The sequence below is a fragment of the Streptomyces adelaidensis genome, from assembly GCF_016598475.1.
Classification (GTDB): Bacteria; Actinomycetota; Actinomycetes; order Streptomycetales; family Streptomycetaceae; genus Streptomyces; species Streptomyces adelaidensis.
This window is the reverse complement of record NZ_JAEMUX010000061.1, coordinates 1-24254: the sequence shown is the minus strand read 5'-3', so window position 1 is coordinate 24254 and position 24254 is coordinate 1. Positions and strand designations below refer to the sequence as shown.

19 protein-coding genes and 1 pseudogene are annotated in these 24254 nt (G+C 71.4%); 10 read left to right on the top strand and 10 right to left on the bottom strand.

The features are described 5' to 3' along the window. Positions 1-110: 110 nt before the first annotated feature. The 8 genes from whiA to I8N67_RS28885 all read right to left on the bottom strand — a co-directional run bounded on the left by whiA (position 111) and on the right by I8N67_RS28885 (position 11206). Positions 111-1100, bottom strand: a complete 990-nt coding sequence (gene whiA, locus I8N67_RS28920; RefSeq protein WP_200307161.1) for a DNA-binding protein WhiA — start codon at positions 1098-1100, stop codon at positions 111-113. Further along, positions 1091-2161, bottom strand: a complete 1071-nt coding sequence (locus I8N67_RS28915; protein WP_200307160.1) for a gluconeogenesis factor YvcK family protein — start codon at positions 2159-2161, stop codon at positions 1091-1093. The genes whiA and I8N67_RS28915 overlap by 10 nt, the downstream gene beginning before the upstream one ends. Beyond that, on the bottom strand, positions 2158-3207 hold the full coding sequence (gene rapZ, locus I8N67_RS28910) for an RNase adapter RapZ (protein WP_200307159.1): 1050 nt from the start codon (positions 3205-3207) through the stop codon (positions 2158-2160). The genes I8N67_RS28915 and rapZ overlap by 4 nt, the downstream gene beginning before the upstream one ends. Continuing rightward, on the bottom strand, positions 3204-5267 hold the full coding sequence (gene uvrC / locus I8N67_RS28905; RefSeq protein ID WP_200307158.1) for an excinuclease ABC subunit UvrC: 2064 nt from the start codon (positions 5265-5267) through the stop codon (positions 3204-3206). Before uvrC ends, rapZ begins: the two co-directional genes overlap by 4 nt. Positions 5268-5341: 74 nt before the next feature. After that, positions 5342-6013 (bottom strand): response regulator transcription factor, encoded by a 672-nt coding sequence (locus tag I8N67_RS28900; protein WP_200307157.1) that lies wholly within the window; start codon positions 6011-6013, stop codon positions 5342-5344. Positions 6014-6323: 310 nt separating this feature from the next. Beyond that, positions 6324-9005 (bottom strand): PAS domain S-box protein, encoded by a 2682-nt coding sequence (locus I8N67_RS28895; RefSeq protein ID WP_200307183.1) that lies wholly within the window; start codon positions 9003-9005, stop codon positions 6324-6326. 111 nt (positions 9006-9116) lie between these two features. Next, a complete protein-coding gene (locus I8N67_RS28890) occupies positions 9117-9785 on the bottom strand; it encodes a hypothetical protein (protein ID WP_234046456.1) in 669 nt (222 codons plus the stop codon). A gap of 35 nt (positions 9786-9820) precedes the next feature. After that, positions 9821-11206: an ABC transporter substrate-binding protein gene (locus I8N67_RS28885; RefSeq protein ID WP_234046455.1), complete on the bottom strand. Its 1386-nt coding sequence runs from the start codon at positions 11204-11206 to the stop codon at positions 9821-9823. A 201-nt stretch (positions 11207-11407) separates the two neighbouring features. Between I8N67_RS28885 and I8N67_RS28880 the strand changes: the two genes are divergently transcribed. The 3 genes from I8N67_RS28880 (at position 11408) to I8N67_RS28870 (ending at position 14530) form a co-directional block, all read left to right on the top strand. Further along, positions 11408-11782 (top strand): response regulator, encoded by a 375-nt coding sequence (locus I8N67_RS28880; protein WP_200307155.1) that lies wholly within the window; start codon positions 11408-11410, stop codon positions 11780-11782. 296 nt (positions 11783-12078) lie between these two features. After that, positions 12079-13080, top strand: coding sequence for a hypothetical protein (locus I8N67_RS28875; RefSeq protein WP_200307154.1), 1002 nt, complete (start codon positions 12079-12081; stop codon positions 13078-13080). 517 nt (positions 13081-13597) lie between these two features. After that, the gene (locus I8N67_RS28870) at positions 13598-14530 is read left to right on the top strand and encodes a carbohydrate kinase family protein (protein ID WP_200307153.1); all 933 of its coding nucleotides are present in this window, start codon (positions 13598-13600) and stop codon (positions 14528-14530) included. Between the two features lie 83 nt (positions 14531-14613). Here the strand turns inward: I8N67_RS28870 and uvrA are convergent, their stop codons facing one another. After that, positions 14614-17619 (bottom strand): excinuclease ABC subunit UvrA, encoded by a 3006-nt coding sequence (gene uvrA, locus I8N67_RS28865; RefSeq protein WP_200307152.1) that lies wholly within the window; start codon positions 17617-17619, stop codon positions 14614-14616. Positions 17620-17844: 225 nt separating this feature from the next. On the opposite strand from uvrA, the gene I8N67_RS28860 reads away from it, so the two are divergent. The 5 genes from I8N67_RS28860 (at position 17845) to I8N67_RS28840 (ending at position 22191) form a co-directional block, all read left to right on the top strand. Next, on the top strand, positions 17845-18573 hold the full coding sequence (locus I8N67_RS28860; RefSeq protein WP_200307151.1) for a maleylpyruvate isomerase family mycothiol-dependent enzyme: 729 nt from the start codon (positions 17845-17847) through the stop codon (positions 18571-18573). 9 nt (positions 18574-18582) lie between these two features. Continuing rightward, complete coding sequence (locus tag I8N67_RS28855; protein WP_200307150.1) at positions 18583-19239, top strand: MBL fold metallo-hydrolase; 657 nt, start codon at positions 18583-18585, stop codon at positions 19237-19239. A 389-nt stretch (positions 19240-19628) separates the two neighbouring features. Beyond that, on the top strand, positions 19629-20528 hold the full coding sequence (locus tag I8N67_RS28850) for an ABC transporter substrate-binding protein (protein WP_200307149.1): 900 nt from the start codon (positions 19629-19631) through the stop codon (positions 20526-20528). After that, on the top strand, positions 20525-21442 hold the full coding sequence (locus I8N67_RS28845; RefSeq protein WP_200307148.1) for an amino acid ABC transporter permease: 918 nt from the start codon (positions 20525-20527) through the stop codon (positions 21440-21442). The genes I8N67_RS28850 and I8N67_RS28845 overlap by 4 nt, the downstream gene beginning before the upstream one ends. After that, positions 21439-22191: an amino acid ABC transporter ATP-binding protein gene (locus tag I8N67_RS28840; RefSeq protein WP_200307147.1), complete on the top strand. Its 753-nt coding sequence runs from the start codon at positions 21439-21441 to the stop codon at positions 22189-22191. Before I8N67_RS28845 ends, I8N67_RS28840 begins: the two co-directional genes overlap by 4 nt. Positions 22192-22216: 25 nt before the next feature. Here the strand turns inward: I8N67_RS28840 and aroQ are convergent, their stop codons facing one another. Further along, on the bottom strand, positions 22217-22690 hold the full coding sequence (gene aroQ / locus I8N67_RS28835; RefSeq protein ID WP_200307146.1) for a type II 3-dehydroquinate dehydratase: 474 nt from the start codon (positions 22688-22690) through the stop codon (positions 22217-22219). A 100-nt stretch (positions 22691-22790) separates the two neighbouring features. Between aroQ and I8N67_RS28830 the strand changes: the two are divergent. Together I8N67_RS28830 and I8N67_RS28825 are read left to right on the top strand one after the other, a co-directional pair. Then, positions 22791-23297, top strand: a pseudogene (locus I8N67_RS28830) (LD-carboxypeptidase); the annotation flags it as partial. A 152-nt stretch (positions 23298-23449) separates the two neighbouring features. Next, positions 23450-24254 (top strand): MFS transporter (locus I8N67_RS28825; protein WP_200307145.1); only part of this gene is annotated, 805 nt, incomplete at its 3' end.

Sequence of the window (24254 nt, the reverse complement as noted above, 5' to 3'; positions counted from 1 at the left end):
CAAGGGTGTCTCACAGGCCACTCACGTATTTCACGCAGAATGAAGAAACCGGTGCCGCCGCCCTCCAAGTGGGCGTCGGCACCGGCGAGTTGGACCTTCCTGACGTCCTGTCACCCCACGAGGTTCTCGGCCATCTCCTCGGTGAGGCTGGACTCGGTGCTGGGGATGCCGAGGTCCGAGGCGCGCTTGTCGGCCATGGCAAGAAGCCGCCGGATACGGCCCGCGACGGCGTCCTTGGTGAGCGGCGGGTCGGCGAGCGCGCCCAGCTCCTCAAGGGAGGCCTGCTTGTGCTCCATGCGCAGCCGGCCGGCGGCCGCGAGATGCTCGGGCACGTCGTCGGCGAGGATCTCCAGGGCCCGGCCCACCCGGGCGCCGGCGGCTACTGCGGCACGGGCCGAGCGGCGCAGGTTGGCGTCGTCGAAATTGGCGAGCCGGTTCGCCGTGGCCCGGACCTCGCGGCGCATCCGCCGCTCCTCCCACGCCAGCACGGAGTCATGCGCGCCGAGGCGGGTCAGGAGCGCGCCGATCGCGTCCCCGTCCCGTACGACGACCCGGTCCACGCCCCGTACCTCGCGGGCCTTCGCGGCGATCGACAGCCGGCGGGCGGCGCCGACCAGCGCGAGGGCGGCCTCCGGGCCCGGGCAGGTCACCTCCAGGGAGGAGGAGCGGCCGGGCTCGGTGAGCGAGCCGTGCGCCAGGAACGCGCCACGCCAGGCCGCCTCCGCGTCGCAGGTGGCCCCGGAGACGACCTGCGGGGGCAGGCCCCGGATGGGTCTGCCACGGCCGTCCACCAGACCCGTCTGGCGGGCCAGCTGGTCACCGCCGGCGACCACCCGGACCACATAACGCGAGCCCCGGCGCAGTCCGCCGGGTGCCATCACGATCAGTTCCGAGCTGTGGCCGAAGATCTCCAGGATGTCCCGCTTGAGGCGGCGGGCCGCCATCGCCGTGTCCAGCTCCGCCTCGATCACGATGCGGCCGCTCACCAGGTGCAGCCCGCCCGCGAACCGCAGGATCGCCGAGACCTCCGCCTTTCTGCAGCAGGTCCGGGTGACGGGTAGCCGGGAGATTTCGTCCTTCACCGCTGCCGTCATCGCCATGGGCCGATCCTTCCATGCATCCGAAAAATACGGTCGTACGCGGCGGCCAACAGCTCCGGATCATGTCGCGGAGATCCATCGGTCCGAGCCACCGGCGCCAGCTCGACCGCGGCACCGAACCGTTTGGCGGCGTCGGTCAGGGAATCGCGATCGGGCACGGCGGCCTCGTCGGCCAGCACCACGTCCAGGGCGAGTTTAGGGGCGTGTCGTGCCAAAACCTCCAAATGACGCTGCGGGGAGAAGCCATCGGTTTCTCCCGGTTGCGGAGCGAGGTTCAACGGCAGCACGAGCCGGGCCTTGGTCTCGGTGAGGGCGTCGAGCAGTTCGGGCACGAGCAGATGGGGGATCACGGAGGAGAACCAGGAGCCGGGGCCGAGCACCACCCAGTCGGCGTCCAGGACCGCCGCCACCGCCTCGGGCACGGCGGGCGGGTCGTGCGGGACGAGGTGCACGGACTGCACCTCGCCGGGGGTGAGGGCGACGGTTGCCTGCCCCCGTACGGTGTCGACGTCGTCCGGGCGGGCCGGGTCATGGCCCTTGACCAGGGCCTGGAGCTCCAGAGGCACGGCCGACATGGGCAGTACGCGGCCCTGGGCACCGAGGAGCCTGCCGACCAGGTCGAGGGCCTGGACGTGGTCGCCGAGCTGCTCCCACAGGGCGACGATCAGCAGATTGCCGACCGCGTGCTCGTGCAGGTCGCCCTTGGACTCGAAGCGGTGCTGGATGACGCGGGCCCAGGTCTGGCCCCAGTCGTCGTCGCCGCACAGCGCGGCCAGCGCCTTGCGCAGGTCGCCGGGCGGCAGGACACCCAGCTCGTCGCGGAGGCGCCCGCTGGAGCCGCCGTCGTCGGCCACGGTGACGACGGCCGTGAGGTCGCCGGTGATCCGGCGCAGGGCGGCGAGGGAGGCGGACAGGCCCATGCCGCCGCCGAGCGCGACGACCTTGGGCTGGGCGCCCCGGCGGCGCGGCTTGGCCCCGCGGGCCTCGGCGGGCCTGCCGCTCCGGCCCTCGGGGGTGACCCGACGCAGCAGGCCCAGCCGCGAAGCGGTACGTCCGGTCACTCGCGCCCCATGTCCCGGTGCACGACCACGGTCTCGACGCCCTGGGAGGCGAGGCGGGCGGCGAGCTTCTCGGAGGTGGCGACCGAACGGTGCTTGCCGCCGGTGCAGCCGACCGCGATGGTCACGTACCGCTTGCCCTCGCGGCGGTAGCCGGCGGCGATCATCTGGAGCAGCTCGGTGTAGCGGTCGAGGAACTCCTTGGCGCCGGGCTGGTTGAAGACGTACGCGGAGACCTCCTCGTTGAGGCCGGTGTACGGGCGCAGCTCCGGGACCCAGTGCGGGTTGGGCAGGAAGCGCATGTCCACGACCAGGTCGGCGTCGACCGGGAGGCCGTACTTGAAGCCGAAGGACATGACGGTGGCCCGCAGCTCGGGCTCCTCGTCGCCGGCGAACTGGGCGTCCATCTTGGCGCGCAGCTCGTGCACGTTCAGGCTGGAGGTGTCGATCACCAGGTCGGCGTCGCCGCGCAGCTCGCGCAGCAGTTCCCGCTCGGCGGCGATGCCGTCGACGATGCGGCCGTCGCCCTGGAGGGGGTGCGGGCGGCGCACCGACTCGAAGCGGCGGACCAGGGCGTCGTCGGAGGACTCCAGGAAGACGACCCGTCGGGTGACGTGCTTGGTCGCCAGGTCGGCGAGGGAGTCGCGGAGGTTGTCGAAGAAGCGGCGGCCTCGGACGTCGACGACGACCGCGATCCGGGCCACGTTGCCCTGGGAGCGGGCGCCGAGCTCCACCATGGTGGGGATCAGGGCGGGTGGCAGGTTGTCGACGACGAACCAGCCGAGGTCCTCCAGACACTTGGCGGCCGTGGACCGTCCGGCGCCGGACATGCCGGAGATGATGACCAGCTCGGGGATGGCCGCCTCGGGGACCCCGGCTGTTTCGATGCCCGTACTCACGTGTGCTCCGTCTTCCTGTGGCGCTGGGTGGGAGGCATGGTCGCCTGCCGCGCTGTGCGCTTCCCCGCGCTCCGCTGTGTGCTCTTGGTGCTGTTCTTCCGGACGCTCTGGGCGCTCGGAGGGTTCTGGGCGCTCGTCGTGCTCGGTCATGTCTCCTGCCCTCGCCGCCGGTCCGGGGCGCCCGCGGCCACGGGCTCCCCAGAGGGGTCCACCGTCGTGTCGGGCTCCTCTTCCTCCATGATCTCTCCAGTGGCCGTGTTCACGGCGGGTACGGCCGGGGCCGCTCCGGCGAGGGCCGCGGCGATGGTCTCGGCCGTCTTGCGGCCTATGCCGGGGACCTCGCGGATCTGGTCGATCGTCGCGGAACGCAGCTTCTTCAGTGAGCCGAAGTGCTTGAGCAGCGCCTGCTTGCGAGCCTCCCCGAGCCCGGGCACGTCGTCCAGGGGGCTCGCCCGGAAGCGCTTGGCGCGCTTGGTCCGCTGATAGGTGATGGCGAAGCGGTGGGCCTCGTCGCGGACGCGCTGGAGCAGGTAGAGGCCCTCGCTGGTGCGGGGCAGGACCACCGGGTCGCTCTCGCCGGGCACCCAGACCTCCTCCAGGCGCTTGGCGAGGCCGCACACGGCGATGTCGTCGATGCCCAGTTCGTCGAGGGCCCGCCGGGCGGCGGCGACCTGCGGCTGTCCGCCGTCGACGACGACGAGCTGGGGCGGGTAGGCGAAGCGCTTGGGACGGCCGTCCTCCTCGGTGAGAGCGTCCTCGCCCTCGGCCCACTCGCCGGTCTTCTCCTTCTCGGCGAGGTACCGCTTGAAGCGGCGGGCGATCACCTCGTGCATGGAGCGGACGTCGTCCTGGCCCTCGCCGTGCCAGACCTGGGTGTCTGCGACCCGGCCCTTGATCTGGAAGCGGCGGTACTCGCTCTTGCGGGCCAGCCCGTCCTCGAAGACGACCATGGAGGCCACGACGTCGTCGCCCTGGAGGTGGGAGATGTCGTAGCACTCGATCCGGAGCGGGGCGCTGTCCAGGTCGAGGGCCTCGGAGATCTCCTCCAGGGCGCGGGAGCGGGTGGTGAGGTCGGAGGCGCGCCTGGTCTTGTGCAGGACGAGCGACTGCTGGGCGTTGCGCTCCACGGTCTCCATGAGGGCCTTCTTGTCGCCCCGCTGCGGGATGCGCAGGGAGACATTGGCCCCGCGGCGCCCGGTGAGCCATTCCTGCACGGGCCCGACGGGGTCGGGCAGCGCCGGGACGAGGACCTCCTTGGGAACGGAGTCGCCGCTCTCCTCGCCGTAGAGCTGCTGGAGCGCGTGTTCGACGAGGTCACCGGTGGTGACGGCCTCGACCTTGTCGGTGACCCAGCCGCGCTGGCCGCGGACGCGTCCGCCGCGGACGTGGAAGATCTGGACGGCCGCCTCCAGCTCGTCCTCGGCGAGGGCGATCAGGTCGGCGTCGGTCGCGTCGGCGAGCACGACCGCGTTCTTCTCCATGGCCTTCTTCAGGGCCTCGATGTCGTCGCGCAGCCGGGCTGCCCGCTCGTACTCCATCTCCTCGGCCGCGTCCGTCATCCGCTGTTCGAGGCGCCGGATGTAGGTGCCCGTCCGGCCGGCCATGAAGTCGCTGAACTCCTCGGCCAGTTCGCGATGGTCCTCGGCGGAGATCCGCTCGACGCAGGGGGCCGAGCACTTGCCGATGTAGCCGAGGAGACAGGGGCGGCCGGTGCGGGCCGCGTTCTTGAAGACGCCGGCCGAGCAGGTGCGGACGGGGAAGACGCGCAGCAGGAGGTCGACGGTGTCGCGGATCGCCCACGCGTGCGCGTACGGCCCGAAGTAGCGCACGCCCTTCTTCTTGTGACCACGCATCACCTGGACCCGGGGGTACTGCTCGCTCATGGTGACCGCGAGGTAGGGGTAGCTCTTGTCGTCGCGGTACTTGACGTTGAACCGGGGGTCGAACTCCTTGATCCAGGAGTACTCCAGCTGAAGCGCCTCGACCTCCGTGGACACCACGGTCCACTCCACGGAGGCGGCCGTGGTGACCATGGAGCGGGTGCGCGGGTGGAGGCCTGCCAGGTCCTGGAAGTAGTTGGCCAGGCGCTGGCGCAGGCTTTTCGCCTTCCCGACGTAGATCACCCGGCGGTGCTCGTCGCGGAATTTGTACACCCCGGGTGAGTCCGGGATCTGGCCCGGACTGGGGCGGTAGCTGGAGGGGTCGGCCATGTTCCACACCCTACTGGCGGGCACCGACATCACGGCGGCCCTGTGGACAGAGGGGCACTCCCCCCGGGCGGCCGCTAGCGGGTCTCCAGGAAGGTCAGTACGGCGAGGACGCGGCGGTGGTCGTCGGGCTCCTCGGGCAGCCGCAGCTTGCCCAGGATGCTGCGGACGTGCTTCTCGATGGTGCCCTCGGTGACCCACAGGCGTCTGCCGATGCCGGCGTTGGAGCGGCCCTCGGCCATGAGACCGAGCACCTCGCGCTCCCGGTTGCTGAGCATGGACAGCGGGTCGTCGCGGCGCTGGGCGGCGACCAGCTCCTGCACCAGGGAGGGGTCGACGACGCAGCCGCCCCGGCGGATGCGGTCGAGGGTCTCCAGGAACTCGTCCACGACGGTGATCCGGCTCTTGAGCAGATAGCCGATGCTGCGGCCGCCGGCCAGCAGTTCCAGGGCGTCCTCGACCTCCACGAACGCCGACAGGACCAGGATCCCGACCGTGGGATACCGCTCCCGGATGGTGCCGGCCGCTTTCAGGCCCTCGGTCGACTGGGTCGGCGGCATCCGGATGTCGACGATCGCGATGTCCGGAAACTCGCTCTCGACCAGGTCCATGAGCCCGCCGGCATCCCCGGCCTGGCCCACCACCTCGTAGCCGACGCGCTCACAGAGGCTCGCCAGCCCCTCCCGCAGAAGCACGTCGTCGTCCGCGAGCACCACCCGCCCGCGCACCGGATGCTGATCGGCGTCCATGGTCTCGGCCTCCCCCTCGCCCGCCCTGTTCAGTTCGTCCCGACAGCCTGCCTGAACACGGGTCTTACGGCTAGCTGGAAGCCTAGTTGGGGGCGGGCCGTGACGACACCGGAACGTCGAGGCGTCATCCTCGAAGCGGTGCGGTCGCGGGTGGACCGACCGCCTCGATCGAGAGGTGGTCACCGGTCCGACCCGTCCCCGAGCCGGACGGCCGTCTCCGCCGTCCGACCCGACCGCCCGGAACGTACGCCCGTACCGAGTCCCGTACTCCCCCCCTTGAATCGGGTCTCACCGCATACGTTCCGGGCGGTCACCCAGGCGGCAGAACGGCCTCGGTCGCCGTCGCGGGCGGCGTCAGCGGCAGACGCACCCGCAGCGTCGTACCGCCGCCCGGCGGGCTGGCCACGGTCAGCCGGCCGCCGATCGCCTCGACCCGGTCGATCAAACCGATCAGCCCCGAACCCTTGTCCGGTTCCGCTCCCCCGACGCCGTCGTCGCGGATGACCAGCTCCAGTACGCCCGAGTGCTCCTCGGCCGCCACGGTCACCACGCTCGCGCGCGCGTGCTTCACCGCGTTGGTGAGGCACTCGGAGGTGACGTAGTAGGCGGCCACCTCGACCTGTTCCGAGAAGCGGGCGCCGACGAATCCGAGGTCGAGTTCCACGGGGACGGCGCAGCGGCGGGCCAGGGTGCGCAGGGCGGGGCCCAGGCCGCCCTTGGAGAGGACGGACGGGTGGATGCCCCGGGCCACCTGGAGCAGGTCCTGGAAGGTGTCGTCGAGGCCCTTGCCCAGGTGGGTGAGTTGCTGAGCCAGTTCCGACGAGCCGTCCTCGACCAGGGTCTCCGTCATCCGCAGCTCCAGCTGGAGGGAGACCAGGCGCTGCTGGACGCCGTCGTGCAGGTCGCGTTCGATACGGCGTCGGGAGGCGTCCCCCGCGGCCACCACGCGCGCGCGTGAGGCGGTCAGCTGGGCGCGGCTGTCGGCGTTGGCGATCGCGGTGGCGATCAGTTCGGTGAAGTCGGCGAGCCGGGACTCGGTGCCGGGCAGCGGGTCGAGCAGCGAGGCCGCGACCACGACCCCCCACAGCCTGCCCTCGACGACGATGGGGGCGCCCACGGCGGTGTCCGACCGGGCGGCGCAGCCGGTCCTGGCCACCTCGTCGATCGCCGTGCGGGCCGCCTCGCGCCGGGTCATCTGTGCGATCTCGGCGCTCGCGTCGGCCCGCGCGTGCGCGATGCCGAGGACCGAGACCCCGCCGTCGGGCTCGTACCGCAGGACGGCGGCGGCCGTGCCCAGCAGGGACCCCACCTCCTGCGCCACCGTCGCGAACACGTCGGACGGCGGCACACCGCGCGCGACGGCGGTGGCGACCCGGCGCAGCGCGGTCTGTTCGAGGGCGGCCCGGCGGCTCTCGGTGACGTCGCGGGCGGCGGCGTAGACGAGCCCCTCCTCGGGGACCGGCCGGGCGCTCCACTGCAGCCAGCACTCGGTGCCGTCGGCACGCATGTACCGGTTGACGAACTCGGCGACATGGGTGCCGATCGCCAGCCGCGCCATGGCCTCCCGGGTGCTGTCCCGGTCCTCCTCGTGGACGAAGTCCAGCAGCGGCCGGGAGGTCAGCGTCTCGATCGGGTACCCCAGGGTGCGTTCGAACGCCGGGTTGACGCGCTTGAAGTAGCCGTCGACTCCGCTGATGCACAGCAGGTCCAGGGAGAGGTTGAAGATGCCCTCCAGTTCCCGTTCGGCCCGTCGGCGGCGGCCGTGGGCGGCGGCGAAGGACGCCATGGTGCCGTTCATGCCGCCCAGCAGCTGGGCCCAGGTGCCGTCGAAGGAGTGGACGTCGGCCCGGTGTTCGAGACGGCCCGCGTCGATCGCCGTGTTCATGGCCCGGATCTCGCCGGCCAGCCTCTCGCTGGTCACGCGCAGCTCGCGGAACGTGTCGGCGACGTCCCCGAGTTCGTCGCGTCCCGCGTAGCGGATGTCGTACGAGAGATCGCCGTCCGAGAGGGCCCGGGCGCCCTCGGAGACCTGGCCGAGGGGGCGGGTGATCGAGCGGCGCAGGGCCAGCGCGAGGACGGTGACCAGGCCCAGGACGGCCAGGGAGACGGTCAGTTCGGTGACGGCCTGGGTCCGGGTGGCGCGCAGGTCGCGGTCGGCGGTCTCGGCGAGTTCGCGCGCGGCCCGGCCCTGGATGCCGCGCAGGGCGTCGACGTAGGCCCCGGAGTCGGCCAGCCAGCGGTCGTACGAGGGCCATTCGGCGGGCCGGGAGTCGGTGTCGGCGAGCAGGTCGCGGGCCTTGCGGACGGCGCGGCCGGGGGCCCGGAACATCACGGTGTGCAGTTCGGCCTCCAACTCGTCCGAGGCGGTCTGCCGGAACGCCCTCAGCTGGGCCTTCTCCAGTTCGGTCCAGCGGCCCGCGGTCGCGGTGGGGGGTCCGTCGGCGGGTGCGTGGAACAGGATGGCGAGTTCCGCCCGCTCCTTCTCGGCGGCGGCGATGGCCCGCGCCATCGCGACATGGGCGTCGGCCGCGCGGCCCGAGGCCCTCGTCGGACGCCCGGATTCGAGGGCGGCGACGATGTCCAGGAGGGTGTTCTCGACGACCTCGTACCCCTGGGCCACAGTCTGCGCGTCCAGCGAGGCGGTGCCCGTCTGGACCCGCAGCGCGTGCAGTTGCCGGCGTACGGCGTCGAGGCCCCCGGCGACGTCGGAGCCCGGCCGGTCGACGGCGTCCTCGAAGGCCCGCCCCAGTGCGTTGTCGGTGGTCCGCTGGGCGTCGGACCGCCCGCGCAGCGTCTCCGGTTCGGCGCTCAGCCGGGCCTCGACCGCCGCGATCCGTTCCCGTGCGACGGCGTCGGAGACCTCGCCGGTCGCGAACGACACCACGATCGCGGTGTCGAAGTCGCGCAGGGTCCGCGCCTTCTCCCACTGGGTCACGGCGGCGAACGCCGTGACGACCAGCAGGCCGGTGACGGGCAGCAGGACGAGCAGCATCAGTTTGGGGCCGACGCGCAGCCGGGACAGGAACGGGACGGAGCCCACGGCCGCGGCGGGACGCGGGGCGGGGACTCGGCGGCGGGAGGGCAGGCGGAGCACGGCCGGGCCTCACGGTCCGGTCGGGGGGTAGTGGCAGCGGTCCGCCAGTTCCTGGCCAACGGCACGCGCCGCCTCGTCCGGGGCGGGCCGGACGGGGGCTCCCCGCATGATCTCGAAGAACACCCGTGCGAACGCCCACGCGAAGGCCGCGGTGATCGCCGCGTAGGCGGGGGTCTGCGGCCGAAGGCGGGCGCTCTCGCCGCACGACTGTCCGACGTCGAGGCGCCCGGGGCCGCCCTCGACGAACGCCTCGGTACGTTCGATCCCGGTGCCGGTGGCGGGTATCCCGCCGTTGACGAGCCTGACCTCGCCGTCGTCCTGGGATGTGTTGAACGCCCGCACCTGGGCGCGCACGGCAGCCGGTTCCCCTCGGGTTGACGGTGTGTGGAACCGCATCGTGAGGTGCGCGGGGGCGTCGATCCGCCCGCCGCAGGTCGCGTCGGCGGCCCGCCGGGTGTCCTCGGTGCCGTCTTCACCGACGTCGCGGCCCGAGAGGAGCGGGGCCGCGCGCAGCAGATGCGCCGACAGGGTACGGCCGGGTGTTCGCGGAGCGGTGGGTCGATCAGGTGTTCGCCGAGTGGTGGGCGGGTCGGGTGTCGCCAGCGCGGTGGACCGGCCGGACGCCGCCGGCACGGTGGGCCCGCCGAACGCCGCCGGCACGGTGGACCGGCCGGGCAATCCCGGAGCGCTCCGCCGGGATTCGGCGGGGCGGCTCACGGCCCGCTCTTCGGGTATCCGTCGTGGGCGGCCAGGTCCTGGTCGATGGCCTCGACCGCCCGGTCCAGCGTCCGCTGAGCGGGGGCGCCCGCGAAGACGATCTCGGCGACCGCGCGCGCGAAGGCATCGGTGACCGCCGGGTACGCCGGTGTCTGCGGCCGGGGCCGGGCGACCCCGCTGCGCAGCTGCTCGATGAACAGCCGCTCCGCGCCGTCCTCGTCGTACAGCGGGGAGAGCTTCACCGCGCGTTCCGTCGCCGGGATGGCGCCGTTGGCCTCGCTCATCCTGACCACCTGCTCCGGCTGCAACAGGTACTCCAGGAAACGCCACACCGCGTCGCCGTCGGCGCCCCCGGAGGGGATGCCCCACTGCCAGGAACCCATGCCCGTGACGGTACCCCTGCCGAAGTCGGGCAGCGGCACGATCGCCACGTCGCCTGGGTGCGCCTCGCTGTACTCGCCGTACTTCCAGTGCCCCATCCAGGAGATGACGCTGCGGCCCTTCACGAACGCGCTCTTGTCCACGCTCTCGTCGACGTATCCGTCCTCGACCCAGCTCTGCATGGTGGTGAGCGCCCCGACGGACTCGGGGCCGTTGAGGAACCCGTCGGCCGTGCGGAACTCCTCGGGGTCGATGAGGTCGCCACCCGCCGACCACACGGCCGGTGCGTAGGCATAGGTGTTCCACTCGTCGGGGCGCGCCGAGTCGGCGAAGTTCAGGTCCAGCGGCGCCTCGTAGCCATCCGCGCGCAGCTTGCGCAGGATCTCCGTCAGCTCGTCGGCGGTCCAGGCGTCGCCGGTGCCCTTCGGGACGCGGACGCCCGCCTTCTTGAGGACCGAGGGCCGTACGTACAGGCCGAGCCCGGAGTCGAAGGTGCCGACTCCCCACAACCGCTTGTCATAGGTGCCCTGTCGGCGGATCGAGGGGAGCAGATCGCCGCGGACCTTGGCGGGTACGCAGGAGTCGATCGGTTTGAGCGTGCCGGACCAGGCGTAGCTGTAGAGGTTCGCGCCATCGAAGTCGAGCAGGTCGGGCAGGTCGCCGCTGGCGGCCGCGGACAGGACGAGTTCGGTGTACGGGCGCTGCTCGGGCAGGGTGACCAGCTCGACCCGCACCTGCGGCTGGGCCCTGTTGAACTCCTTGACCTGGCTCTTCAGTGTGCTCAGTTCACCGCTCTGCCCCGCGTGGAACCACATCGTGATGTGGGCGGTGCCGTCGATCCTCCCGTCGCAGGTGGTGTCACCCGCGGCTTTGTCCCCCTCGGTCGACTCGCCGTCCCCACCCGCGCTGCACCCGGCCAGCAGCAGGACGGCCGCCGACAGCCCCGCAAGCAGGGCACGGCGGACACGGCATCTTCCGAGGTCCCGGTACGGCGTATTCATCGCGCACCCCCACTCGACCGGACAACACGGTCCCCAGGGCAGCGACATGCTACTCCTCGTGTCACGTTCGAATCCCTGGGTGAGAGCGAACCCGTTGATCCACAGGACTTCAGCACATTCCCGCTAACGGGAATCCGGTGGCGCCGACACTTTCCCGCTAGCCGGAATGTGGGCCCATGAGCGCGTTGGGAGGCTGTGACCATGTCCATGCGCTGTCTCCTCGTCGATGACAGTGCCCGGTTCCTGGAGGTTGCCCGCACGGTTCTGGAGCGCGACGGCGTCCATGTCGTCGGTGTGGCCTCCACAGGTGCGGAGGCTCTCGCGCGGGCCGTGGAACTGGCCCCGGATCTCGTCCTGTTGGACATCGACCTCGACGGTGAGAGTGGACTGGAGCTCGCCCCGAGGCTCGCGCGCACCGCTTCCTCCGTCATCATCCTCACCTCCACGCATCCACTGGACGACATCCAGGAACTGGTCGCCGCCAGCCCTGCCCGGGGGTTTCTCCACAAGTCGAAGCTCTCCGGACAGGCGTTGCGGGACCTCCTGGGCCCGGATACGGGGTCCCCGGCACAGTGAGGATCTTGGCGGTCGTGTCCGGCCATGTCACGCACCAGGTGTTGTCGGGACTTGGTCAACACGCTTCAATGCGGGGGAACTCCGGGCAAGGAACGCCGTCGTACGGATGTGAAGACGAATGTGAAGGCGGAAGTGAAGGCGGAAGTGAAGGCGGAAGTGAAGGCGGATGCGCAGACGGGGACGGGAGGGGACGGGAAGTCGGACGGCCGCCGAGCGCCCCGAGCGCTCACCGGGCGCCCCGACCGGTCCGCGCGGTCCGACCAGCCGTCGCGCACTCCTCACAGAAAGGTCCCTGCATGCGGCACGCCACAGAGCACGCGGGCGTCGCGGATATCGCGAATGTTGCGAATGTTGCGAATGTTGCGACAGTCACAGACGTCGCCACGGCGGAGTTGGAGTCGGTCCTGCGGGGCGGCCCCTTCCATGTCGCGCTGCGCGCCGCGATCGCCGCACGCGGACTGCCGCTGCAGCGCGTGCAGCACCACCTGTCGCGCTACGGGGTCAAGGTCGGTGTCACCAGCCTCAGTTACTGGCAGCAGGGCGCCCGGCGGCCGCAGCGCCCCGAGTCGCTGCGCGCGGTGCGGGCCCTGGAGGAGATCCTCCAGCTCCCGGACGAGTCGCTGATCCGGCTGCTCGCGGAGGCCGACGAGCAGGCCGGCCCGGAGCGCCCCGTCGGCCGCTCCTACCGTTCCGTGGTGGAGGCCTCCGGCGTTCTGGAACGGCTCCTCACCGAACTCGAGGTGCCGCTCGACGGCGGGGTGCACACCGTCGGCCACCACGAGCGGGTCCGCGTCGGCCCGCGCCGGGAGCTGCTGGGCCGCGAGTCCCAGCACATCGTGCGCGCCCACAAGGACGGCGTGGACCGCTATGTGGCCGTCCACCACGGCGACCCGGGCTGCGCCCCGGAGCGGATGGCCGTCCGGGCGCTGGAGAACTGCCGCAGCGGGCGGGTGCGGTGGGACCACGACACCGGCGTCCTCGTCGCCGAACTCCTCTTCGACACCCGGCTGCACAGCGGCGACACGTTTCTCTTCCGCTACGGCTTCGACGACGGCACGGCCGGCGCCTGCACCGAGTACGTCCGCGGCTTCCACTCCACGGGTGGCCAGTACGCCCTCCAGGTGCGCTTCGACGAACGGGCCCTGCCGGCCCGCTGCCACCGCTTCACCCAGCCCTCGGCGGCCGCACCCCGCAGCGGCAGACAGACCCTCCCCCTGAGCGGCCTCCACCGGTCGGTCCATCTCGTCGAACCACGGGTACGGACGGGCATCGTGGGAATCGGGTGGGACTGGGAGTGAGCGGCGGCCGGTCACGAGGGCCGGTCACGAGGGGGGCCGTCCGTCGCGGGCCGCCCGCCCGGGGAGGACCGACGGGCGCGGCACGCACGGGCCCCGGGGACGCCCCCCCGTCGCTGGACGCCCGCCCGCCCAGGGAGGTCTCCTCCCCCGGCGCGGCACGCACGGACCGGGGGCCACCATCCATCGGGGCACGCCCGCCTGGGAAGGACCGACCGTCACGGCCCGGGGGGACCCTCCGTCGGAGCCCGCACGGCCCGGGGACGACCCTCCGTCGGGGCACGCCCGCCCGGGAAGGACCGACGTTCACGGCCCGCACGGCGGGGGCGACCCTCCGTCGCTGGACGCCCGCCCGGGAGGACCCTCCGTCACCGCAGTGCGCCCGGGGCCCCCGTCACGGCAAGCACGCGGACCAAGAAGCCCCCCGTCACAGCACGCACGACCTGGCAGGCCCGCCCATCGCAGGGCGCGGACGTCTGCGGTACCTTCCGGCCGAGGACCCCGAGAAAGGACCCGCCTCGTGATCGTCGTCGCCGGTGAAGCCCTGATCGACCTGGTCCCCCGGGGCGCGGGCGCACTCGTGGACCTGCGGCCGGCACGCGGTGGCGGCCCCTACAACACGGCCGTGGCGCTCGGCCGCCTCGGCTCCCCCACCGCCTTCTGCTCCCGGGTGTCGTACGACGCCTACGGTGAGGCCCTGCTGGACGGGTTGCGCGACGCGGGTGTCGACGTGGCCCCGGTGCAGCGCGGGTATGAGCCGACGACGCTCGCCGTGGCCTCGATCGGCGAGGGCGGCTCGGCCGCGTACTCGTTCTACGTCGAGGGCAGCGCCGACCGGCTGTTCGAGGCCCCGGACCGGCTCCCCGACGGCACCCGGGCCGTATCCTTCGGCACCTGCTCGCTCGTCCTGGAACCGGGGGCGGGCGCGTACGAGAAGCTGCTGCACGGCACGGCCGCCCAGGGTGTGTTCACCGCCCTCGACCCGAACATCCGGCCGGGCCTGATCCCCGACGCCGACGCCTACCGGGCCCGGTTCCGCAGCTGGCTGCCGTCCGTGTCGTTGCTCAAGCTCTCCGCGGAGGACGCGGAGTGGCTGGGCGGCACGCCGCGCCTGTGGCTGGCCGCCGGTCCCTCGGCCGTCGTCGTCACCCATGGCGGCGACGGCCTGACGGTCCACACCCGCGACGGTGCGGAACACTCCGTACCCGGCGAGCAGATCGAAGTCGTCGACACCATCGGCGCCGGCGACACGGTCAACGCGGCCCTCCTCCACGGTCTTTCGGCCTGGGACGCCTTGTCCGCGAAGGCCCTCGCGGCCCTCGGCGACGACGACTGGGCCCACCTCCTGCGCTTCGCCGCCCGCGCGGCGGCGATCACCTGTTCCCGGGCGGGCGCGGAACCGCCGTACGCGGCGGAGGTGGGCGAGATCCAGGCACGGGGGCAGGGCGACTGACGGCGAAGAGACGGTGGCTTGCGGGGAGTCCCCGCGAGCCACCGTCTCTTTCCGGACCCGGTACCGCCTGTCGCTCCGGGGCCTCAGGCCTTGCGCGCCCGCGTGGTCTTCTTCGCGGGCGCCGCCTTCTTGGTCGCCGCGCCGCCGACGGCTGCGGTCGTCTTCTTCGCCGTCGACCTGGCGGCGGCGACCGTCTTCCTGGCCGCGGTCTTGCGCGGCGCCTTCACCGGTTCGGCGTCGCTGATCCGGTCGGCGCCGAGGACCTCCCGCAGGAACTTGCCCGTGTGGCTGGCCGGGACCCCGGCCACCTGCTCGGGCGTGCCCTCGGCGACGACGAGACCGCCGCCCCCGCCCCCCTCGGGGCCCATGTCGACGACCCAGTCGGCGGTCTTGATGACTTCGAGGTTGTGCTCGATGACGATGACCGTGTTGCCCTTGTCGACCAGGCCGGACAGCACCGTGAGGAGCTTGCTGATGTCCTCGAAGTGCAGACCGGTGGTCGGCTCGTCCAGGACGTAGACCGTGCGTCCGGTGGAGCGCTTCTGCAGCTCGCTGGCAAGCTTCACGCGCTGCGCCTCGCCACCGGACAGGGTGGTCGCGGCCTGGCCGAGGCGGACGTAGCCGAGGCCGACGTCCTTGAGGGTGTTGAGGTGGCGGGCGATCGCCGGGACCGCCTCGAAGAAGCCTGTGGCCTCCTCGATCGGCATGTTCAGCACGTCGGCGACGGACTTGCCCTTGTAGTGGACCTCCAGGGTCTCCCGGTTGTACCGGGCACCGTGGCAGACCTCGCACGGGACATAGACGTCCGGGAGGAAGTTCATCTCGATCTTGATGGTGCCGTCGCCCGCGCAGTTCTCGCACCGGCCGCCCTTGACGTTGAAGGAGAAGCGGCCGGGCAGATAGCCGCGGACCTTCGCCTCGGTGGTCTCGGCGAACAGCTTGCGGACATGGTCGAAGACACCGGTGTACGTCGCCGGGTTGGAGCGGGGGGTGCGGCCGATGGGCGACTGGTCGACGTGCACGACCTTGTCGACGAGGTCGTCGCCGTCCACGCGCGTGTGCCGCCCCGGTACGCTCCTCGCGCCGTTCAGCTCGCGGGCCAGGTGCGTGTACAGGATGTCGTTGACGAGTGTGGACTTGCCGGAGCCGGACACGCCGGTGACGGCCGTGAAGACGCCGAGCGGGAAGGACACGTCGATGTCCTGGAGGTTGTTCTCCCGAGCGCCGTGCACCGTGAGCTGCCGGGTCGGGTCGAGCGGGCGGCGGATGTCGGGCAGCGGGATGGCCTTCTTGCCCGAGAGGTACTGCCCGGTCTGCGACTCGGCGTTGTCGAGCAGCTCCTTCAGGGAGCCGCTGTGCACGACCTTGCCGCCGTGCTCGCCGGCGCCGGGGCCGATGTCGACGATCCAGTCGGCGATCTTGATGGTGTCCTCGTCGTGCTCGACGACGATGAGCGTGTTGCCCATGTCGCGCAGCCGGACCAGGGTCTCGATGAGCCGGTGGTTGTCGCGCTGGTGGAGGCCGATGGAGGGCTCGTCGAGGACGTAGAGGACGCCTACGAGGCCGGAGCCGATCTGGGTGGCCAGGCGGATGCGCTGGGCCTCGCCGCCGGAGAGCGTGCCGGCCGCGCGGTTCAGCGAGAGGTAGTCCAGGCCGACGTCGACCAGGAACCGCAGCCGTTCGTTGACCTCCTTCAGCACACGCTCGGCGATCTGCTTGTCGCGGGCGTTGAGCTTCAGCTCGCCCAGGAAGTCCGCGCAGTCGCTGATCGACATGGCGGCGACCTCGGCGATCGACTTCTCCATGATCGTGACCGCGAGGACGATCGGCTTGAGCCGGGTGCCCTGGCAGGTGGGACAGGGCACCTCGCGCATATAGCCCTCGAAGCGCTCACGGCTGGCGTCGCTCTCGGCCTCGCTGTGCCGCCGCTTCACGAAGGGGACAGCGCCTTCGAAGGCCGTGGTGTAGACCCGCTCGCGCCCGTACCGGTTGCGGTAGCGGACCTCGATCTGGGTCTTGTGGCCGTGCAGGAGGGCCTTCTTGGCGCGCTGCGGGAGACCGGCGAAGGGGATGTCGGTCCGGAATCCCAGCGCGTCCGCGAGTGCGCCGATGAGACGCCCGAAGTAGTCCTTGGTGTGTCCGTGCGACCAGGGATGGATGGCACCCTCGTCGAGTGACTTGTCCTCGTCCGGGACGATCAGCTCGGGGTCGACCTCCATGCGCGTGCCGATGCCGGTGCAGTCGGGGCAGGCGCCGAAGGGCGAGTTGAAGGAGAAGGAACGGGGCTCCAGCTCCTCGAAGGACAGGTCGTCGTACGTGCAGTACAGGTGCTCCGAGAACATGCGCTCGCGCTCGGGGTCGTCCTCGGGGAGGTCGACGAAGTCGAGCACGACCATGCCGCCGGAGAGGCCGAGGGCGGTCTCCACGGAGTCGGTGAGGCGGCGCTTGGCGGTGTCCTTCACCGTGAGGCGGTCGACGACCACCTCGATGGTGTGCTTCTCCTGCTTCTTCAGGGTGGGCGGGTTGGAAAGCTGGACGGTCTCGCCGTCGACCCGCGCGCGGCTGTAACCCTTGGTCTGGAGGTCCGCGAAGAGGTCGACGAACTCGCCCTTGCGCTCACGCACCAGCGGTGACAGCACCTGGAAGCGGCTGCCCTCCGGCAGTTCGAGCACCCGGTCGACGATGGCCTGCGGCGACTGGCGGGAGATCGGCCGGCCGCACTGGGGGCAGTGCGGCTTGCCGATGCGCGCGAAGAGCAGGCGCAGGTAGTCGTAGACCTCGGTGATGGTGCCGACCGTCGAGCGCGGGTTGCGCGAGGTCGACTTCTGGTCGATGGAGACCGCCGGGGACAGGCCCTCGATGAAGTCGACGTCCGGCTTGTCCATCTGTCCGAGGAACTGCCGGGCGTAGGAGGAGAGCGACTCGACGTACCGGCGCTGCCCCTCGGCGAAGATCGTGTCGAAGGCCAGCGAGGACTTGCCCGACCCCGACAGGCCCGTGAAGACGATGAGCGAGTCGCGTGGCAGGTCGAGCGAGACGTTCTTCAGGTTGTGCTCGCGCGCGCCACGGACGATGAGACGGTCGGCCACGCCGGTCCGCACCTTTCTTGAGTGAAGTGACAGGGGCCGGAGCCCCCGTCTTCCACAGACTAGGGGGAGCCACTGACAGCGCCGGTCCTGTTTCCCCGTTCCACAACAATCCCGGGCCCTTCCAGCATGCCCGACGCCACCGCCGACCTTATAGCACGTGCATTCGATTTACGGCCCTGGTCAGCCACCTTCACCCGAAGGTGTGGCGGGGCTAGGGTCGGCGTCATGATGGATCACGCGCGTGACCTGGTCTCTGTACGTGAAGCGACGGACCGGCTCCTCACCGCAGCCGCCGGGCTGGACAACGCCGCTGTGACCCAACCGTCACGGCTGCCGGGCTGGACCCGCGGCCACGTCCTCGCCCACCTCGCCCGCAACGCGGACGCGCTCGTGAACGTCCTCGAAGGACACCCCATGTACGCCTCCGGGCAGGCCAGGGACGCCGACATCGAGCGGGACGCGCCGCGGCCCCTGGAGGTCCAGCTCGCCGACGTACGCGGCAGCGCCGACCGCTTCCAGGACGCCGCCTCGATGGCCGGGGACTGGTCCCGCACGGTCGAGCTCCGCAACGGCGTGACGGACTCCGCGTCCCGGGTGCCGTTCCGGCGCTGGATCGAGGTGGAGATCCACCACGTGGACCTCGGGATCGGATACGAGCTGGAGGATCTGCCGGAGGAGTTCGCGCAGCGCGAGATCAACTTCCTCTCCGACCGGTTCCGTAACCACCCCGGCGTCCCCGCACTGCTGATCAGACAGGACGACGGGCGCATGATCCCCACCGGAGTCGTCGAGCGCGTCACCGGGGAGCAGCTCGACGCCGGCTACCGGCCACCGCTTCCCGACCTCACCGTCAGCGGCGGCCGGGCCGACATCCTCGGCTGGCTCCTCGGCCGCCGCGAGGGCTCCGCCCTGCACGTCGAAGGAGGGGCGCTCCCCTCGCTGCCGCCGCTATAGGCTGCCGTCATGACGTACAGCGGAGCGGTGAAGGTCGGCGGTCCTGCGGATGTGCACGAGCTGCCGGACCTGATGATCTCCAAGGTCGCGGTCGGCCCGATGAACAACAACGCGTATCTGCTGCGCTGCCGGGCCACCGACGAGCAGCTGCTGATCGACGCGGCGAACGACGCCGGCACGCTGCTCACGCTGATCGGCGACGACGGGATCGCGTCCGTCGTCACCACCCATCAGCACGGCGACCACTGGCAGGCGCTCGCCGAGGTCGTGGCGGCCACCGGCGCCCGTACGTACGCGGGCCGGGACGACGCCGAGGGCATCCCGGTGGCGACCGATGTGCCCGTCGCCGACGGGGACACGATCCGGGTGGGGCGCGTGGAGCTCACCGCGCGCCACCTGGTCGGGCACACGCCGGGGTCGATCGCCCTGGTCTACGACGACCCGCACGGGCATCCGCATGTGTTCACCGGGGACTGCCTCTTCCCGGGCGGAGTCGGCAACACCCGCAAGGATCCCGAGGCGTTCGCCAGTCTGATCCACGACGTGGAGACGAAGATCTTCGACGTGCTGCCCGACGAGACCTGGGTCTACCCGGGCCACGGCAACGACACGACGCTCGGCGCGGAGCGCCCGCACCTGCCGGAGTGGCACGCGCGGGGCTGGTGAGGTCGGGGCTGGTGAACTCCCCTGCGCCGTACGGCAGTCGGTGAGGTGGCCGGGCGGGCTCGCGGGCCCGCCCTCACACGCCCCGTGTGAATCGAACGCACACGCTGGTGCCCCGCGCGCGCTCCCGGCGCACGCCGTGGCGTAGTCCACTGGAAGTGGATCCGCACGGGATGACGGCTTCTGTGCGGATGGGCCGCCGGCCTCTCCAACCCCGCCCTCGGCCGGCGGCCCCGCCCGCACTCTCCTGCGGGCCCCTGCCGAACTGCTCGGCGAACCTCCACAGGGGCCACGGATCGAGGGTTCACAGAAATGCAACACGCGTTCCCAGTATGCGGACAATTGCCCCTGTGACCTCGACAAACAGGACGTCGCGCTGTCAATCTCACGCCATGCGCCTTGCCCTTGGAACCTCGCGCTCCGTGCGCCGTGCCGCTTCCGCAGCCACTGCCGCCCTGCTCGCCACCGTCGCGGTGGGCTGCGCCCCGCAGCCGGAGGAGGACGCCTCCGACTCGGCCTCCGCCTCGGCGTCCGGGGCGTCCTGCGCCAAGGGCGAGTTGGACACGGAGGCCGCCGGCAAGCTGACGATAGCCACCGACACCCCGGCGTACGAGCCCTGGTTCAAGGACGACGACCCCAAGAACGGCGAGGGTTTCGAGTCGGCGGTCGCGTACGCGGTGGCGAAGCAGCTCGGCTATGACAAGGCGGATGTCGTCTGGCAGAGCGTGCCCTTCAACAAGGCCTTCGCACCGGGTGTGAAGACCTTCGACTTCGACCTCAACCAGGTGTCGATCAGCGACGAGCGCAAGAAGGCCGTGGACTTCTCCTCGGGCTACTACGACGTGCGCCAGGCCGTCATCGCGCTCAAGGGCTCCGAGGCCGCGAAGGCGACGAGCGTCGCGGACCTCCGGAAGCTGCACCTGGGCGCCCAGGTCGGCACCACCAGCCTGAACTACATCGACGACGTGGTGAAGCCGACCCAGGAGGCCGCCGCGTACTCGAAGAACGACCAGGCCAAGTCCGCGCTGAAGAACGGCCAGATCGACGCGATCGTGGTCGACCTGCCGACCGCCTTCTACATCACCTCGGCCGAGGTGACGGAAGCCGAGATCGTCGGTCAGTTCGAGAACCAGGGCGGTACGCCTGAGCAGTTCGGACTCGTCCTCGACAAGAGCAGCGCCCTCACGTCATGTGTGACGGCCGCCGTGGACGCCCTGCGCGAGGACGGCACGCTGGCCAGGATCGAGCAGGAGTGGCTCTCCGACGCCGTCGACGCCCCGGTGCTCACGTGACGGTCGCCAAGGAGGAGTCCGGCCGGGAGGACGCGGACGACAACGGCGACCTGCCCGGCGCGGACGACGGCTACGTCCCCTCACGACGACGGCTCGACCGGGAGCGCTACAAGCGCGACCGGGCCCGCCGCGCGACGGGCATCGCCGCCCTGTCGACGCTGGCCACGGGCATCGTCCTCTACCTCGTCGTCGTCAACGCGCCCGGCTGGCCGCGCACCAAGGAGACGTTCTTCAGCGCGGAGTACGCGCGCGAGGCGTTCCCCAAGGTTCTCGAAGGGCTCTGGCTCAACGTCCGGCTGCTGCTGGTGTGTGGCGTCGCCGTCCTCGTCCTCGGCATGCTCATCGCCGTCGCGCGGACCCTGCGCGGCCCGGTGTTCTTTCCGCTGCGGGCGCTGGCCGCCGCGTACACCGACTTCTTCCGCGGGCTGCCGCTGATCATCAACCTGATGATCGTGGTCCTGGGAGTCCCGGCGCTCAGGCTCCAGGGGGTGACCGTCGACCCGGTCCTTCTGGGCGGCACCGCGCTGACGCTCACGTACTCGGCGTACGTCGCCGAGGTGTTCCGCGCGGGCATCGAGTCCGTGCACCCCTCGCAGCGCGCGGCGGCCCGCTCGCTGGGCCTCACCAACCGCCAGGCACTGCGCCACGTGGTGCTGCCACAGGCGGTCCGCCGCCAGGTGCCGCCCTTGCTGAACGACCTGGTGTCCCTGCAGAAGGACACCGGGCTCGTGTCGATCGGCGGCGCGATCGACGCCGTCAGGGCCGCCGACATCATCGCCGGCCGCAGCCTGAACTACACGCCGTACATCGTCGCGGGCCTGGTGTTCGTGGCGCTGACCATCCCGATGACCCGCTTCACGGACTGGGTGACGGCGCGGATGGACCGTCAGCGGGCGCAGGGAGGGACCATATGAGCGACGCACCGGTGCTGCGGATGGAGTCCGTCCGCAAGACCTTCGGCGGCTCCGTCGTCCTGCGGGACGTCGGGCTGGAGGTCGCCCCGCACACCGTGACCGCCCTGATCGGCGCCTCCGGTTCGGGCAAGTCGACGCTGCTGCGCTGCGCCAACCTCCTGGAGGACATCGACGACGGGGCGATCTGGCTGGACGGCGAGGAGATCACCGATCCACGCGCCGACCAGGACGCGGTACGGCGGCGGATCGGCGTGGTCTTCCAGTCGTACAACCTTTTCCCGCACATGACGGTGTTGGAGAACATCACCCTGGCCCCGCGCCGTGTGCACGGGATGGGGCGCGCGGAGGCCGAGCAGCGGGCCCACGAGTTGTTGGACCGCCTCGGGTTGAGCGGGAAGGCGGGCGCGTACCCCGACCGGCTCAGCGGCGGTCAGCAGCAGCGGGTGGCGATCGTGCGCGCCCTGGCCGTGAAGCCCCGGCTGCTGCTGCTCGACGAGATCACCGCGGCCCTCGACCCCGAGCTGGTGGGCGAAGTCCTGAACGTCGTCCGCGACCTGAAGGCCGACGGGATGACGATGGTGCTGGCCACACACGAGATGGGCTTCGCCCGTGACGTCGCCGACCAGGTTTGTTTTCTGGACGGAGGCGTCGTCCTGGAGCGCGGAACCGCCGAGGAGATCTTCGGTGACCCGCAGCGGGAACGCACCCGGCGCTTCCTGCGCCGGATCGTGGAGGCGGGCCGCCTGTAAGGAGCGGGCACCAGGACGACGGGGCTTACGCCTCCGCCCTCCCCGCCCCGGCCAGCGCGGCGACCCGCTCCACGCCGAACACATAGCCCTGCACCCCGCAGCCGGCGATGACCCCGTCGGCACGCAGCGAGACGTACGAGTGGTGCCGGAACGTCTCACGCTTGTGGATGTTGGAGATGTGGACCTCCAGTACGGGCAGGCCGTCGCAGGTGTTGAGGGCGTCCAGGATCGCGACGGAGGTGTGCGAGTAGGCGCCGGGATTGATGACGATCCCGCTGTGGCCCAGCCGTGCCTCGTGGATCCAGTCGACCAGTTCGCCCTCGTGGTTTGACTGCCGGAAGTCCACCGTGCCGCCGTGCGCGGCCGCCGCCTTGGCGCACATCGCCTCGACGTCGGCGAGCGTGTCGGAGCCGTAGATCTCTGGCTGCCGCTGGCCCAGGAGGTTCAGGTTGGGGCCGTTGAGGATCATGATCGGGGCGTTGGCCAGGGTGCGGGGCACGGTTCCTCCGGTCCATCGGGGTCGGCGGCCCGTCGGGACCGCTGCTCAACCCCGGTTTATCACGGTGAAACCGCGGGGCAGGACGCCGTACCCTCCCCGCATGACGACACCCTCGTACCCTCCCAAGCCCTCCCCCGGCGACCGCGTCGCCGTCATCTCACCCGGCGCCGGTCTGCCCGAGCTGTTCCCACGCCCGTACGAACTGGGCCTGGAACGGATCCGCGACGAGTACGGCCTCGAACCGGTCGAGTACCCGACGACCCGGAAGATGGGCACGACGCCGCGGGAGCGGGCCGACGACATCCACGCGGCCTTCGCCGACCCGGCCGTCAAGGCGGTCTTCACCTCCATCGGCGGCGACGACCAGATCACCGTGCTGCCGCTGCTGGACCGGGGGTTGCTGCGGGCCAACCCCAAGCCGTTCTTCGGCCTGAGCGACAACACCAACCTGCTGGCGTTCCTCTACAACTGCGGCGTCGTCGGCTACCACGGCGGGACCGTGATGACCGCGTTGGGCAGGCCCGGTGCCATGCATCCCATGACCGCCGACTCCCTGCGCGCGGCGCTGTTCACGTCGGGGCCGTACGAGCTGAGGCCCGCCGAACGACCCCCTACGGGGGCGTGATCCGGGTGGACGGTCCCGCCCGGCGCATCACAGTGCACTACTGAGGTGCGTCGCGCCTCCTGAGACACATTGACGTCGAACGGGCCTCCGCACGCCCCCCGTAACCGCCCGTCACCGTGGGTAGTTGACGCAGCATGCAACCTGCACGCACCGTGAAGCAGCCCTCCATGCTGAGGCTCGCGGCCGCCTCGCTCGCCGGGACGGCCATCGAGTTCTACGACTTCTTCGTCTACGGGACGGCGGCGGCCCTCGTCCTGGGGCCGCTGTTCTTCCCGACGTTCTCGCCGCTGGCGGGCACCCTCGCGGCCTTCGCGACCTTCGGGGTCGGGTTCGTGGCGCGGCCGCTCGGCTCGGTGCTGTTCGGACACATCGGGGACCGGCGCGGCCGGCGACCGGTCCTCGTCGCCTCACTGCTGATGACCGGGGGAGCGACCGTGGCCGTCGGCTTCGTACCCACGTACGAGTCGATCGGGGTGACCGCCCCCGTCCTCCTTCTCGTGCTGCGTTTCCTCCAGGGGCTCGGGCTCGGCGGGGAATGGGGCGGGGCGGTGCTGCTGACGGCGGAGCACGCGCCGCCCGAGCGGCGCGGGCTGTGGTCGAGCTTCCCGCAGGTCGGACCCGCGGTCGGGTTCCTGCTGGCCAACGGTGTGATGCTGGCGCTGTCGGCGAGCCTGACGGAGGCCCAGTTCGCCGCCTGGGGGTGGCGGGTGCCGTTCTGGGCGGCCGGCGTGCTGGCCGTGGCGGGGCTGTGGCTGCGCTCGTCGCTCACGGAGAGCCCGCAGTTCCTCGAAATCGACGACCACGCGCGCGTGCCGCTCGCCGAGGTGGTGCGCGGCCACTGGCGGCTGGTCCTGCTGACCGCCGGAGCGCTCTCGATCGGATACGCGGTGTTCTACGCGGTGACGACCTGGTCCCTGTCGTACGGGACCGAGCGGCTAG